Annotated in this window: 15 protein-coding genes; 6 read left to right on the forward strand and 9 right to left on the reverse strand. The window is 49.1% G+C overall.

Annotation, left to right across the window (positions count from 1 at the left end; translation table 11 throughout):
* Nucleotides 1-20: 20 nt before the first annotated feature.
* Nucleotides 21-881, forward strand: a complete 861-nt coding sequence (locus GKO01_RS08985; RefSeq protein ID WP_099286777.1) for an HNH endonuclease — start codon at nt 21-23, stop codon at nt 879-881.
* Between the two features lie 103 nt (nt 882-984).
* On the opposite strand, the gene GKO01_RS08990 is transcribed toward GKO01_RS08985, so the two are convergent.
* From GKO01_RS08990 to GKO01_RS09010, 6 genes are all read right to left on the reverse strand, one after another.
* Nucleotides 985-2022, reverse strand: coding sequence for a reverse transcriptase family protein (locus GKO01_RS08990; protein WP_099286778.1), 1038 nt, complete (start codon nt 2020-2022; stop codon nt 985-987).
* Nucleotides 2023-2176: 154 nt separating this feature from the next.
* Nucleotides 2177-2524: a hypothetical protein gene (locus GKO01_RS08995; RefSeq protein ID WP_099286779.1), complete on the reverse strand. Its 348-nt coding sequence runs from the start codon at nt 2522-2524 to the stop codon at nt 2177-2179.
* A gap of 2 nt (nt 2525-2526) precedes the next feature.
* A complete protein-coding gene (locus tag GKO01_RS09000; protein WP_145994750.1) occupies nt 2527-3384 on the reverse strand; it encodes a phosphoribosyltransferase-like protein in 858 nt (285 codons plus the stop codon).
* A gap of 547 nt (nt 3385-3931) precedes the next feature.
* Nucleotides 3932-4171, reverse strand: a complete 240-nt coding sequence (locus GKO01_RS16535) for a helix-turn-helix domain-containing protein (RefSeq protein WP_369690478.1) — start codon at nt 4169-4171, stop codon at nt 3932-3934.
* A protein-coding gene (locus tag GKO01_RS09005) for an IS3 family transposase (RefSeq protein ID WP_099286781.1) occupies nt 4107-5257 on the reverse strand; the annotation gives its coding sequence in 2 pieces (ribosomal slippage) (nt 4107-4999 and nt 4999-5257; 1152 coding nt in all). The genes GKO01_RS16535 and GKO01_RS09005 overlap by 65 nt, the downstream gene beginning before the upstream one ends.
* A 26-nt stretch (nt 5258-5283) precedes the next feature.
* The gene (locus tag GKO01_RS09010) at nt 5284-5571 is read right to left on the reverse strand and encodes a hypothetical protein (protein ID WP_099286782.1); all 288 of its coding nucleotides are present in this window, start codon (nt 5569-5571) and stop codon (nt 5284-5286) included.
* 200 nt (nt 5572-5771) lie between these two features.
* On the opposite strand from GKO01_RS09010, the gene GKO01_RS09015 reads away from it, so the two are divergent.
* From GKO01_RS09015 to GKO01_RS09035, 5 genes are all read left to right on the forward strand, one after another.
* On the forward strand, nt 5772-6647 hold the full coding sequence (locus tag GKO01_RS09015) for a D-amino-acid transaminase (RefSeq protein WP_218017430.1): 876 nt from the start codon (nt 5772-5774) through the stop codon (nt 6645-6647).
* 33 nt (nt 6648-6680) lie between these two features.
* A complete protein-coding gene (locus GKO01_RS09020; RefSeq protein ID WP_099286784.1) occupies nt 6681-7034 on the forward strand; it encodes a RidA family protein in 354 nt (117 codons plus the stop codon).
* Nucleotides 7035-7071: 37 nt separating this feature from the next.
* The gene (locus GKO01_RS09025; protein ID WP_099286785.1) at nt 7072-7977 is read left to right on the forward strand and encodes a delta(1)-pyrroline-2-carboxylate reductase family protein; all 906 of its coding nucleotides are present in this window, start codon (nt 7072-7074) and stop codon (nt 7975-7977) included.
* Between the two features lie 163 nt (nt 7978-8140).
* Nucleotides 8141-9064, forward strand: a complete 924-nt coding sequence (rocF, locus tag GKO01_RS09030) for an arginase (protein ID WP_099286786.1) — start codon at nt 8141-8143, stop codon at nt 9062-9064.
* 1 nt (nt 9065) lies between these two features.
* Nucleotides 9066-10136 (forward strand): ornithine cyclodeaminase, encoded by a 1071-nt coding sequence (locus tag GKO01_RS09035; RefSeq protein WP_099286787.1) that lies wholly within the window; start codon nt 9066-9068, stop codon nt 10134-10136.
* A gap of 79 nt (nt 10137-10215) precedes the next feature.
* Here GKO01_RS09035 and GKO01_RS09040 read toward each other — a convergent pair whose 3' ends face one another.
* From GKO01_RS09040 to GKO01_RS09050, 3 genes are all read right to left on the reverse strand, one after another.
* On the reverse strand, nt 10216-11466 hold the full coding sequence (locus GKO01_RS09040; RefSeq protein ID WP_099286805.1) for an ArsB/NhaD family transporter: 1251 nt from the start codon (nt 11464-11466) through the stop codon (nt 10216-10218).
* Nucleotides 11467-11534: 68 nt separating this feature from the next.
* Nucleotides 11535-12371, reverse strand: a complete 837-nt coding sequence (locus tag GKO01_RS09045; protein WP_099286788.1) for a polyphosphate kinase 2 family protein — start codon at nt 12369-12371, stop codon at nt 11535-11537.
* Between the two features lie 28 nt (nt 12372-12399).
* Nucleotides 12400-13815: HAD-IC family P-type ATPase (locus GKO01_RS09050; RefSeq protein ID WP_145994751.1), on the reverse strand; the 1416-nt coding region annotated here is incomplete at its 5' end.

The raw sequence follows: 13815 nt of genomic DNA on the forward strand, positions 1-13815 counted from the left end.
CTTATGGAACCAATTGAGCCATGCTTTGGCCGTTCGAACTTCATCGATCCTATCATCGTCGCAATGACATTCATGCGCGCTTTGGTGGGCAACAACAGGGCGGTATCTCAACGCCTGCTAACGCACCTGGGATCTTCATTTTTACTGGGCATGGTGCCGGCCATGTCGGCTACCAAGACGTTTTCGAGGCGGATGGGAGCTTCCGATATACGGGGCAAGGCCAGCTTGGCGATATGCAGATGATCTCGGGAAATCGAGCCATCTGCGACCATGTGCAGAATGGCAAAGACCTGTTGTTGTTTCAGCAAACCAAGAAAGGCGGCCCAGTTCGGTTTGAAGGACTCTATGTCTGTGGTGGTTGGGAAATGGAACAGCAGCCCGATATGAACGGCCAACCGCGGCAGGCGATTGTCTTTACGTTGGTGCCTCAGAACGGGCTCTCCATCGAGGCTGAAGATCTTGCGGCAGAGGCTCCGACCGATCTGCCTTTAGCAGAACTGAAAAGACGAGCATTGAAAGCGGCTCTTGCCCCCACAGCGGCAAGCTCACGTGTCGCGCTTGCGAATGTCAGAGCACGCAGCAAGGCCGTGCGAGACTACGTTTTGGCCCGTGCTGCGGGGTTGTGTGAGGCTTGCAGAAGTCCGGCTCCGTTTTTGACGTCCTCAGGGCAGCCTTATCTAGAAGCTCACCACATCCACAAACTCAGTGATGGCGGTCCGGATCACCCAGCATCGGTTGCCGCACTTTGCCCCAATTGCCACCGACAGGCTCATTTTGGAGCGGATCAGGCGATCTTAAACAACAAATTACTCGAGCGAGTAAGAGCCCCTTTTGAAAAGGCTAGCGAGGCAAAAATGGGTAGAGAGAAGAACGCCATATAGCCATGAGAATAACGGAAATTTGCTATTTTCTGACACCATACGCGCTCGGTAAGAATGATTTAGCGTCAGATAACGAATTTCCAAAAGGGCTCTAGATCCGGTTTTAGCAAGTCGACACGCTCCGGACCTGTTTGAGCAAATGCAGAGCACGCTCATTTCCGGGTTCGATATTTGTCCAATACGCAAGTTGTCCGAGGTGCCGTTCCAACGCAATAGGATCTCTTTCGGTAGCAGCGGTAATATTCTTCAACGTCAAAAATGTTTCATTCCTATAGCGCCGACGTAACTCGCGTGGCAAAAGCAGTCGACCTGAACCGATTGAGATTCCAGTGACAATTTTTTTTCGACCGCGCTGGAAATGGATTTTTTTTGGGTTGAGGGCTAGACCGACTTGCTTAAGCGCTTCCTCCACAGCATTGACATCGTTTGGTCCAATATGTCGCCCGGACAAAACAATGTCATCAACATAGCGAGAATAACGAAGTCCTCGTACGTTTGCATAAGATTGGAGCGTTTCGTCAAAACCTCGCATCACGAGGTTGCTGAGCTGCGGACTGGATGCAGCTCCCTGCGGTAAATGTCCCTTGTAGGTGCACAGTCTCGTGAGCAAGAAGACAACGGCTGGAGGGTAGCCCGCCGATTGAAAGACATAAGCAACCTTCCCAGCATTTACATTCTCAAAAAAATTGGAAATATCCACCGAAAGGAGTTGGGCGCTGCCCAAGTGAATTTTCGCATTAGAAATATTAGACCGGCCGGCGATATAACCATGCGCGGCATCGTGTACTGGAATTTTGCGGAGGATAAACAAGTCAATCCACCGTTGACAGTAAAGCAAAAGCGGGGTGGGAGTGAGAATTGTTCGTTCACCACCATTGCGTTTCGGAATGGTGAAGGACCGGTAGTGGCTTTCCGGATTACTGGTCATACTACCGAATTCAGCTTGCGTTGCGCCGAGGAGCTTTCGCAGATGCCGACCTTCGAAAATTGGCGGCAAGCCGTGCGTCGCCATTTCCTCGACAAAAGCGAGGTACCCCGCAATCAGACGCTTCTGACGACCGCCATGGATCTCAAAAAAAGACCTCCAATCATTCACGTCAATGCGGAAGTTTGACGCGATGGTGCGGATACTATCGATCATAGAGATTTGCTAGAACTACTATTATATGTAGTTCTAAGAGCGCTGAAAGCGCGTTTCGGTAATCGAACGATTACCGAGCGCCTAACGAAGCCCTTTGCAACCGAGGCGAACCCGCCTCTTTGTCTAACCACACCATCGCTATTCATTTTATAACTCACAGCTCCAAATGACGCAACTTGCGATAGAAAAAATCCCGGTCCACACGAGAAAGTTCTGGTAGATAAGGCTCTGACGGATCAACCCCATCCCTTAAGTCATTTGCCCACGGCCGCTTCGCCTGCATAAAGAACCGTTGACGACGTTCGAAAAGCCATTCTTTGGCACTCGTGCGCAACACCAAACTGATACCATCGAGCTCTGCGATGCCAACTTTTACAAAAAATCGGGCAGCAAATGACACCTCGAACGGCGAAAGCCGATACTCCAAGTGGAGCTTATATAAATCGACCTCACCCTCAGAAAAATATATGACGCGCGCTAGTTCTCTGATCGAAGAGCGCATGATCAGGTCCGGTGCATGATGGAGCCGCGGACCTTACCGTGTTTCAGTCGCCTCCACCAGAATATTGGGAACACGTTATTAGGTGTGTTACCACCTTGCCGTACGTAGATAGCTTCCTGCTGCCCCCAACCAAGCCGGTAATTGCAGAAACTATTTATACTAATTTTCGCCAAAGCATTCTCGAGGTCCGTCATCTGACTGAGCGCGTCGGAAAGCGATTGACCCGACAGGTAATCGGATAGCCCTTTTTTTATCGTGAGCATGCACTCTACTGTATATCCGTTGCTGCGGATATTCGAGATACCTTCTTGGCAACCGCCAGCCGTCAGGACGCGCAAGTCTATTGATATGTTCTTCTTATTAGATTCTCTCACGAACCAATCCAATGCCTTAAGCATGCTGCCGCCAGACCCAACAAAGTCATCTGTGATCACAAGGGTATAACCATCCTTGGCGGCGTTTATCGCGCTCGAGAACGCGACGTGGAATTGTTGCCTATTCCACGCTGAGTTCTTCCAAGCGCTCGATTTGAGTTGGTTCAGTACCTCTTTCGAACTGTCAATATGATGCTTATTGTTCGAGCTGACGAACAGAGTCTCGGCAGGTGTCAGTTTCCAAACTGTTTCCACATGTTCGCGCATCTGATCGATAATATCAAAATATTGTACCGCGGAAACATAGGTTGTCCGCGCAAGCAGATCAATAATCATCTGCCGATGCTGGTCGCTGGGACATTCAGCAAGAAGGGCTGTAAATTCCGGCGCCTTCTTAAAAAGCCACAACTGCTTTTCCAGCAAATTCATAGACGCCTCAAATACTCCTCGAGGAAAGGGAGTCGGCGTCTGAGCTGCATTAGTCATCAGATGCACATCTGCCGCTCAAAATATACATTGTCGTCGCTCTCCTTAACCCCATCTCTTAAATGCAAAGATTATATACTAGGAACTTTCAGAACGATAGATCTTTCGCCTGCGTCACATCAGGTTCTGATTTTTCTTTGGAAAAAATTTATTAATTAACAGCTTAGGCTGAAGCGGGTCTCATCTCTTCTGGGTTCGAGTGGAACCCGACCTTACCTTCATGACGGTCACTATTTACACGGATTTGTATAAGGAATGACTGCTTTTTGAAAAGCGGATTGGTTACTGGACCGGCAGATATGAAGGCGTTAGGAGGCATACCGTATTGCTCTTATTAAGGATCTCTTGGTAGGTATTTTATGTGGGATTAAAATTAAAATCTTAAATAAAATGAATTATTATCAATGTATTATATAATATTTGCGGAAGACACTCTCTCCGCCAGTGCATTAGATAACTCCTTGAAATCGTTATGTTTTATCAACCCAAGATTATGGGTTGGAGAACGATTTTGGAGTAGTCTTTTGGAGAAAGCAACCCACACCTATCAAGAAGCAAAAAGCTCTCCTTGCCTGCGAATCACTTTCCAGACGTAAGAGCGTGATATCCCGAGACGCTTACCGATTTCAGTATTAGAGATGCCCTGACGGTTGAGATTGAACACCTGCTCAATCCTGTCCCAATCGGCTTTCCTGCTGACGTGCCCCCCTTTTTGTATCCACTCAAAAGGAGAGTTTTCGTTTTTTATGGCTTGGGGTTGGTGGGATGACAAGTGTCTCGGGGGCATGCCCCCGAGACACTTGTCTGGCGACCTGATCCGGTGTCCTGCCACCCAGCTGGGAATGGGGACGCACCGTGTTGTAGTCTTCCCGCCAGTCAGCCAGAACCTGTCGGGCATGGCTGAGGGAGGTGAACAGCGTTTCGTTGAGGCATTCATCCCTCAGCCGGCCGTTGAAACTTTCGACAAAGCCGTTCTGCTGCGGTTTACCGGGGGCGATATAGTGCCATTCAATCTTCATCTCATCCGCCCATTTCAGGATGGCATGGGATGTGAACTCCGTACCGTTGTCGCTGACAATCATGAAGGGTTTGCCATATCGTTCTACCAGGACCGTCAGTTCCCGCGCCACCCGTCCACCTGATAATGACGTGTCGGCAACCAATGTCAGGTTCTTGCGACTGAAATCGTCGATAACAGCTAGAATGCGGAACCGGCGGCCACAGATCAGGGCATCCGAGACAAAATCCAGGCTCCAGCGCTGCCCGGGTTCCTGAGGGATGGTCATGGGAGAACGCGTCCCCAGTGCCCTCTTGCGGCCACCCCGATGGCGGACTTTCAGCCCTTCCTCCTTGTAAAGGCGGAACAGCTTCTTGTGATTGGGGCTAAACCCTTCCCAAGCCAGAAGATAACCCAGGCGGCGATAGCCAAAGCGGCGTCTCTGGCTCGCCAGATCCCGCAGGCGCTGGCGCAGGGCGGCATCATCTGCCCGGGTGGAAACATACCGCGCAACACGCCTGGCAAGACCAACAAGGGCACAGGCGCGACGCTCACTCAGTTCCAGACCCTTTTGAAGGTGTAGGACCGCCTGCCGCTTTGCGACAGGCGTCACCACTTTTTTCCAACAATTTCCTTCAACGCCGCATTATCCAGCATCGCATCCGCCAGGAGACGCTTCAGACGACTGTTTTCATCTTCCAATGCCTTCAACCGTTTGGCTTCCGATATTTCAAGGCCACCATAGCGGGTCTTCCATTTGTAAAACGTCGCATCACTGATCCCGTGTCTGCGGCAAAGATCAGAGACCTTGAGCCCAGCCTCCTGTTCCTTCAGCACCCCTATGATCTGCTCTTCCGTAAAACGACTGCGTTTCATTCGTCCGTATCCTTCTCGATCGGACTCTACTTTAAAATGGTGACATTTCCGGGGAGCACGTCACCAAGAATGGCACCTTTCGTTCCGTCATGGATGGTCTCGACGCTGGGATTGCCCGGTTCGCGCAGATGGACATGGGGGTCAATGACACCCGGCAATACGTGCAGGCCGGTACAATCGATGACTTCGGTTGCCTCTGCGCGGCCGAGATTTCCGATGGCGACGATCCTGCCGTTTCGACAGCCGATATCGGCACGTTCCTGCGATGAAGTAACGACAGTCCCGTTTTTCAGAATGAGATCAAAATGCTCCATAAGGATCGCCTGCCTGTTCTACGAGTGATATCGGGTCGAAAAATACTCCATGGCATGCGCTGGTACGTCCAGTGTCTGCTCTATCGCCAGTTGCTGGGCAGTATCACACTGGTGAATAGCAGATCCGGATATCCGATATGCCAGTGCAGGAAACTTCTTTTATACAGGATCTCAACAGACCGGCTTGCAATGGAGGGATCGTGTCGACTGTCGACAACCGTATCGGGTTCGTACGGGGGGAATTCGTTCCTCTTCGGGATGCCGTCATTCCTGTCATGGATCGCGGATTTCTTTTCGGTGATGGCGTCTATGAAGTGACGGCTGTCATCGAGGGGCGTCTTGTGGATAACGACCACCATCTCCAGCGTCTGGAGCGCTCTCTGGCGGAGATCGGGATTGCCAATCCGTTCAGCATTGCAGCATGGACCGAGATTGAAACCGAACTCATGCGGCGCAATGAACTGCGCAACGGGCTGATCTATATTCAGGTCAGTCGCGGCGTGGCGGAGCGGGCTTTCCAATATGCCGAAGGCCTTGAACCGACCGTTGTGATGTTTCCACAATTCTCACGGGTCCAGTCCAATCCGCTCATCGAAACCGGTGGGCGGATCATCACCGTGCCCGATCTGCGCTGGGCGCGGCGGGACATCAAGTCCACATCGCTTCTGGCGCAGGTCATGGCCAAGCACGCCGTGAAGCAGGCTGGGGTCAACGAAGCATGGATGCTGGATGGCGACGAGATTACCGAAGGCGCTTCCTCAACTGCATTCATCGTCAGTGCGAGCAACGAACTGATTACGCGCAATCTTTCCCAGGATATCCTGCCGGGCATTACGCGCCGGACGATCATTGAAATTGCCAAACGTCATGGTCTGACAATCGTGGAGCGGCCATTTTCAAAGGCGGAAGTTCTGAGTGCGACAGAAGCCTTTTACACGAGCGCCTCGACGATCGCCGTTCCCGTTATCGAAATGGATGGTGTGAGTGTCGGTGGCGGTGCTCCCGGTCCGGTATTTCGCAGTCTGTATGACGCCTATTTGCAGGACATCATGACGCAGCCCGCAATCATTTCCTGAAATTTCCTTCTCCAAGAACAAGGACCATCAGCAATGTCGATCACACGTCTGGATCCTCATGAGCGCCTCAGCGGCGCCGTCATCTGCAATGGCATGATCCATTTCGCGGGTCAGGTGACAACCGACGAAACTTTGGACACGGAAGGGCAGACTGCCAACGTCCTCCATCAGATTGATAGCCTTCTGGCACAAGCCGGAAGCCGGAAAAGCGACATCGTCTCTGTACAGATCTTTCTGACGGATATTTCCGAGATTGGCGAGATGAACAAGGCATGGGACGCATGGCTCGATCAAGGTGCCAAGCCTGCCCGTGCCACGGTAGAGGCACGTCTGGCGGACCCGGCCTGGAAAGTCGAAATGACTCTGGTTGCACGCCTCGGATCCTGAAAAAATTCTGATTCCCTGACACCGTCCCGGAGCTTCCATGCGCATTCTTTCAGCCGATGAAACACGACAGGCTCTGCCCTTTCAGCCGCTGATCACAGCGCTCAGGGCAGCCATCACAGAATACCGGGACGGGACAATCATCTGCCCGGAACGCCTCGTCGTTCCAACGGCCGATCAACGCGGAACCGTGCTGTCGATGGTGGCCTGTAGCCCGGATCTGATCGCCCACAAACTATTGACTATTTTCCCGGAGAATACAGACCTGCCAACACTCCAGGGACAGGTAACGTGCCTGGACGGAGCAGACGGACGATTTCTGTTTGCCATGGACGGCATTACCGCGACCGAACGCCGTACCGCCGCAGTTTCACTGCTGGGACTGTCCTGCTTGCGTCCTGCAAACCTCCACCACGTTCTACTCATTGGAACCGGGGCTCAGGCTGCCGTTCATCTTGAAGCCTTGAATGAACTCTATCCGGGTCTGTCAGTTTCAATACGAGGAAGGAACAAGAAGCGCATAGGTTTTCTGGTTGAAGGCCCCTACCCTGCTTTACGGATCGAGGTCGAACAGGATACTGCGTATCAGTACGACGCCGTCATTACCGTAACCAGCAGCCGTAACATTCTGTTTGATGCAAGTGCTTCATCGAAAACGCTGGTTATTGGCGTGGGAGCGTATCGCCCAGACATGATCGAGATCGGTCCCGAAATCGTCTTGAAAAGCCTTTGCGTCGTCGATGATCCTATTGGCGCACCACACGAAGCAGGAGATATTCTACAGGCCGGAAAGAACTGGTCCGAAGTCAGATCTCTGGCGGATTTCCTTCAAAACAGGCCGCCTGAAGTACAACCGATCTTTTTCAAAAGCGTCGGGTGTGCTGCGTGGGATCTCGCAGCCTGTAGACTTGCCTCAAAATCCTTGTTGCAGGGTCAGAAGCATTAACCCATTTGATTTTGCTGTCGAGCTCAGGATTCCCGACATCAATGACGACCGTTACATTTTGCATGGGATGCGTCATTCACAAGAAGCTTCACTAGAAAGATACCGGATAACCGAATACAGAATCTTATGTGATCAGTAAGCCGTTTACCTGAAAGGAGCTGAGGTGAAAACATGCCATATCCTCGGAGTTCCCACACAAAGTGGAACATCCGAAAGAGGATGCATCATGGGTCCGACAGCTTTTCGCATAGCCGAACTGCCAGAAATCCTGCGAGGTCTGGGATGGGCGGTAACGGATGTCGGAGATGCCGTGCCGACAGAAATGCCGGACATAAGTCATTCCAACCCCGCCGTGCGAAATCTGGATGCAATCATCGCCTGGACAAAAAGTCTCAGCGAGCGGGCATACGAAATGGCCCGAGCCTGTGACTTCCCGATTTTCCTCGGTGGCGATCACTCCATGTCCGCGGGAACAGTCTCCGGCGTTGCCCGTCATTCACAGGATCTGGGGTGCCCCCAGTTCGTCCTGTGGTTGGATGCACATACAGATCTGCATACTCTTCACACAACGACCAGTGGAAATCTGCACGGCACGCCTGTTGCTTATTTCACTGGCCAAACGGGTTTCGAGGGCTTTCCACCACCACTTGCTCCTGTGGATCCTCGTAATATATGTATGATGGGTATTCGCTCAGTCGATCAGGCGGAAAAACGCCATGTCTCGGAAATCGGCATTACGGTCTTCGATATGCGCGCGATTGATGAACAGGGAATTGTTGCGCCACTCAACAGCTTTCTGGAACGGGTCCGAGCAGCTAATGGTCGATTACATGTCAGTCTGGATGTGGATTTTCTGGACCCGGATATTGCTCCTGCCGTCGGAACAACTGTTTGCGGTGGCGCAACATTCCGTGAGGCGCATCTTATCATGGAGATGCTTCACGATAGCGGCCTCGTGACATCATTGGATCTGGCAGAACTCAATCCCTTTCTTGATGTGCGCGCCAAAACTGCATTGCTTATGACCGATCTGACTGCCAGTCTCTTTGGACGCCGTGTTCTCGAACGCAAAACAAGGACCTACTGAGATGCCTTTTTCTGCTCCTGCCCCTTCACATCTCGCCTTTGTACCATTCGTGTCAGTTCAGAACATGATGGCGCTCGTTCATACAATCGGGATTGAGACTTTTCTGCGCGAACTTGGGGAATATCTGGAAGCTGATTTCAAGCGTTGGCCGGAATTTGACAAAACCCCTCGTGTGGCTGCTCATTCAGCGGAAGGTGTCATCGAATTGATGCCGACAAGCGATAGTAGTTTATACGGTTTCAAATATGTCAACGGTCACCCGAAGAACATGAAGGAAGGGCTGCAGACAGTAACAGCATTCGGAATGCTCGCTGATGTGGCATCAGGATATCCGGTACTCTTGTCTGAAATGACATTATTAACTGCACTTCGCACAGCAGCAACTTCTGCAATGGCGGCCAAATACCTGGCTCCCGCACACTCCAAGACCATGGCGATTATTGGGAATGGCGCACAGTCTGAGTTTCAGGCTATGGCGTTTCGGGAGATTGTCGGAATCAATGCACTACGCCTGTACGATCTGGATCGTTCAGCTTCGGAAAAATGTGCTCGTAACCTGAAAGGACAGGGCTTCGATATCACAATCTGTACGACTAGCGAAGATGCTGTAGATGGTGCGGACATCATCACGACTGTCACCGCTGATAAACAATGTGCAACTATTCTGTCTGATAATATGATCGGCGCGGGCATTCATATCAATGCGGTCGGTGGGGACTGTCCCGGAAAGACAGAACTGCAGCGTGATATTCTTCTGCGTTCCTCTATCTTTGCTGAATATCCGCCTCAGACACGTATTGAAGGTGAAATCCAGCAGTTGCCTGAAAATCATCCGGTCACTGAACTCTGGCAGGTTATCACTGGCGAAGCTAAAGGTCGTTCAGGAGAAAACCAGATTACTCTATTTGACTCCGTTGGTTTTGCAATCGAGGATTTCTCAGCTCTGCGTTACGTTCGCGATAAATTGGAGACTACCGGCTTATATGAAAAGCTGGACATGTTGGCTGATCCAGACGATCCACGTGATCTGTTTGGAATGCTCCAGCGTTCCAGAGATAATAATAATTCCTGACAAGGATCTGGTTGCTTCTTCCGTAAAGCAACCAGATATACTGATCGGATCGATAATAAGTCTTTCCCTATCAGTCTTATTAATAATTTCTCATAAGGAAAGAGATCCAACCCGTTGCCATTAACATACAAATTATAGAGACCGGAGCTCCCACGCGCGTAAATGTTTTAAATGAAATTTTTACGCCGCAAAGCGCTGCCTGTTCTACAACAATAATGCCCGCAAGGCTTCCGAAAATTATCAGGTTGCTGAAAAATCCTGTCCCTAATGCAAGCGCTGCTCCCATAGCATTTGCATGCGTTCCAGGATTCAAGAATGGAACAAGTAACATAACAGTAGGATTATTTCCGATAATATTACTCAAAGTCGCGCTGGTGAAAAATAATGATATAGGATCATTCAAATCAACACCCCCTTTATGAAGATGGTATAAAATATTTTGGGGTAATCCTGTATTCGATAGGGCAGCGTTTACAATAAATAATCCGGATATTAAAAGCAAAAGGTTGGCATCGACTCTATGAAGAACATCTTGAGAAGAAATTTTACGGTTTAGCAATAAAATTGCTGCAGCAGTTAGAGAAACTAGCTCTTTTGGCCAAAAATCCAAAACAAATGCAATGATAACAGCGACGGTAATGATAGCAGCTTTGCAAGTTTCATGAATATTTAAAGGCATTGCTACGGGTTGTTTAGTTGATATGTTTTGGGGAATTTCTGAATCTTTTAAAGTAAATTTTCCTCTATACATCCAAGCAACAATACCCCACACAACTGGCAGCGATAATAAAGCGGGTATCCCAGCTACAGATAAGAATCCCGTAAATGAAATTCCTAGTTCTTGTGCAGCAATCATATTTTGCGGGCTGCCAATTAAAGTTCCAGCTGATCCCGTATTTGCCGCAAAGCAAAATGCCAATAAAAATGGCACAGGATTAAGTCTTCGAGCCAAAGTGACGGATACTAAAAGGGGCGTCATAGCAACAACAACGACATCGTTTGTTAGTAATGCCGAGAGGAAACCAGACACAACTACGAAAACTGCCAAAAGCGCTATCGGTCCGACAGATAAGGTCGCGACTTTACGTGCAGCCCATTCATAAAAACCAGACTCAGCAAACGCACCCGACACGACCATTAAGCCAAAAAGCATACCGATCGTTCGATAATCTACCGCCACCCATGCCGCTTTAGCACCGATACTGCCCACAGCCATCATAGCCATGGCACCAATCATGGCGGCTCCGGTACGATCGACTTTGAAGCCAGGCAATTTGCCTAGCCCCATTGCCAAATAAACCATTAAGAAAATAAAAAGAGTTACATTCATAAATTGTACCAGTCTAGACATCAAGAACATTAAAGTTCAAGCCGGGAGACCGGTCTTAAACAATTGAATTAAATCTTCTCCTTTTTTGCCTGATGATATTCCTTTCTAATTTTTTCAATATCAACCGTAGGCTCTGGGAAAAGTAGGTTCATGTCCTGAAGGGTTTTCCATATAATATTGGACACCGCAAGATTTCTAAACCATTTATTATTTGACGGAATAATAAACCAAGGAGCGTGTTTTGTTGAACATTTTTCCATCATGTCCTGATACGCATCAGTATATTTATCCCAGTATTCTCGCTCCTTATAGTCAGCGTCACTAATTTTCCACTGTCTAGTAGGGTCGTCGAGACGTTGACGAAAGCGTTCTAGTTGCTCTTCTGGCGTAATATACAGGAAAAATTTTAGAATAGTCACATTATTCGCGACCAGCATTTTTTCGAAATCATTGATGAGGTCATATCGATTTGACCAGACTTTTTTGGGAACAAGATCATGCACCCTTGTCACCAGCACATCTTCGTAATGTGATCGGTTAAAAACTCCCACTTGTCCTCGACCAGGTGTGTGTGGATGGACACGCCACAAGAAGTCATGAAGTTTTTCTTCTTCTGTCGGCTGCTTGAAACCCTGCACAGATGTGCCTTGAGGGTTCATTGCCTTCATTACATGCCAGCAAGTACCATCTTTTCCCGCGGCATCAATGCCTTGAAGAACAATTAGAAGAGCATGTTTTTTTTCAGCATATAGTTTTTGCTGGTGTTCCCCGACGCGAGCCTGATGATTTTCAATATCTTTTTCAGCTTCATGTTCTGATTTGTAGTGTGCGTGATAAGAAGCATCGATATTTTTCAATCGAACGCTTGTACCTGGTTTGACAATCAGTTTGCGACGTAAATCCATGACATAAATTCCTTATTAAAGTTTTCAACTACTGATTAATAGGATGAGATAATTTTTGACTATTTTTTTCACGACGCATCATTTGAGAGTTAGTGAAAATCTTAATTCCGTCAATAATCACCATCCAAACAAGAGCATATGCCCAAACAACACCAATCATTATCCAAGGCAGCGCCGGCACAAGAACACCGAATACACAGAGTAAAACTGCCACAATCTGTGTTCCAACCACCGCAAGGAAGAGCGGACGGCTAGGATAAGGGGGTTTAAAAATCGTGTGCCGCGTTCGCACAACAAACAGAAGCAAATGGCCACCAGCAGCAAGTTGCAGGAAGATCATTGTCTGAAGGTGAGCAGTCGTCAGCGAAACGATTCCCATCAACCAAGGTGTATGCATCCAAGCAATACCAAGAAGTAGAAGGCCAAAGCTTTCGGCCAAAGATGCAATACCCATAATGGAAGAAAAGGAAATAATGCGATGCATGTCCCAGCGCACTGGCTGAGGTGATGTCACAACATTATCGTAAGCAATTGTCATAATCGGAATGTCGTCAAGGAGAGCCAATACAACGATCATAATAGCGGTCAAAGGCTGGAAACCGAAAACGAGATAAGAAGCGACCACTAAGAACATAATATCAATCGTCATCGCGATACGATAATAAATATACGATGTGATACGTTCGAAAATTGCCCGAGCTTCAACTATCGCATTTACGATCGTTGATAATCCCGGAGCAGTGAGCACAAGTGCCGCTGCAGAACGGGCAGCATCAGTCGCTCCACTCACGGCAACACCGCAATCTGCCTGTTTTAAAGCGGGGGCATCATTAACACCATCCCCCGTCATGGCGACGATATGACCCAATTCCTGCAGAGCTTTAACAATTTCAAATTTATGTTCAGGGAAAACACGTCCAAATCCATCTGCAACTTCAACTGCACGCGCTGCATCAACTGGAATTTTATTTGGGTTCATATCTGGTGAGAATATATCACTCGCTTTAAGCAGGTGCTCTCCCAATCCCAGTTGATGGGCAATCTCAGAGCCAATTGCGACGTCGTCACCTGTGACCATCTTCACGGATAGTCCAAGTTTTTTTGCCTGAGCGATAGTTGCCGCTGCGTCAGGACGCGGTGGATCCAGCATAGGCAGTAGCCCTAACAGGACCCAAGTTTTTCCATCGTCCTGAGAAACGGCCACGCCCAAAGATCTGGTTCCGTGACTGGCTAACTCAGAAACCTTGCCGAAATATTCGGTTGTTGGACTGGAATCATTAGAGTCGACCGCTCCTTCTACCAGCCCGCACAACTTCGCAATAACTTGTGGTGCTCCCTTGGCATAACGGAGGTTATGTCCCGCAGTATCCTGCACAATTCCGACTGTTTTTTTATTAACAGGATCAAACGGAATAAAATCCAGAAGCTTATATGTACCAAGCGG

It is taken from the genome of Gluconobacter kondonii, from assembly GCF_002723995.1.
Taxonomy (GTDB): domain Bacteria; phylum Pseudomonadota; class Alphaproteobacteria; order Acetobacterales; family Acetobacteraceae; genus Gluconobacter; species Gluconobacter kondonii.

Bases quoted from the DNA above. Each gene is read 5' to 3' on its own strand.
- GKO01_RS09010 (WP_099286782.1), bottom strand. From the start codon at position 5,571: ATGGAGCATTTTGATCTCATTCTGAAAAACGGGACTGTCGTTACTTCA.
- GKO01_RS08995 (WP_099286779.1), bottom strand. From the start codon at position 2,524: ATGCGCTCTTCGATCAGAGAACTAGCGCGCGTCATATATTTTTCTGAG.
- GKO01_RS09000 (WP_145994750.1), bottom strand. From the start codon at position 3,384: ATGACTAATGCAGCTCAGACGCCGACTCCCTTTCCTCGAGGAGTATTT.
- GKO01_RS08990 (WP_099286778.1), bottom strand. From the start codon at position 2,022: ATGATCGATAGTATCCGCACCATCGCGTCAAACTTCCGCATTGACGTG.
- GKO01_RS09025 (WP_099286785.1), top strand. From the start codon at position 7,072: ATGCGCATTCTTTCAGCCGATGAAACACGACAGGCTCTGCCCTTTCAG.
- GKO01_RS09045 (WP_099286788.1), bottom strand. From the start codon at position 12,371: ATGGATTTACGTCGCAAACTGATTGTCAAACCAGGTACAAGCGTTCGA.
- GKO01_RS08985 (WP_099286777.1), top strand. From the start codon at position 21: ATGCTTTGGCCGTTCGAACTTCATCGATCCTATCATCGTCGCAATGAC.
- GKO01_RS09020 (WP_099286784.1), top strand. From the start codon at position 6,681: ATGTCGATCACACGTCTGGATCCTCATGAGCGCCTCAGCGGCGCCGTC.
- GKO01_RS16535 (WP_369690478.1), bottom strand. From the start codon at position 4,171: ATGCCCCCGAGACACTTGTCATCCCACCAACCCCAAGCCATAAAAAAC.
- GKO01_RS09035 (WP_099286787.1), top strand. From the start codon at position 9,066: ATGCCTTTTTCTGCTCCTGCCCCTTCACATCTCGCCTTTGTACCATTC.
- GKO01_RS09040 (WP_099286805.1), bottom strand. From the start codon at position 11,466: ATGAATGTAACTCTTTTTATTTTCTTAATGGTTTATTTGGCAATGGGG.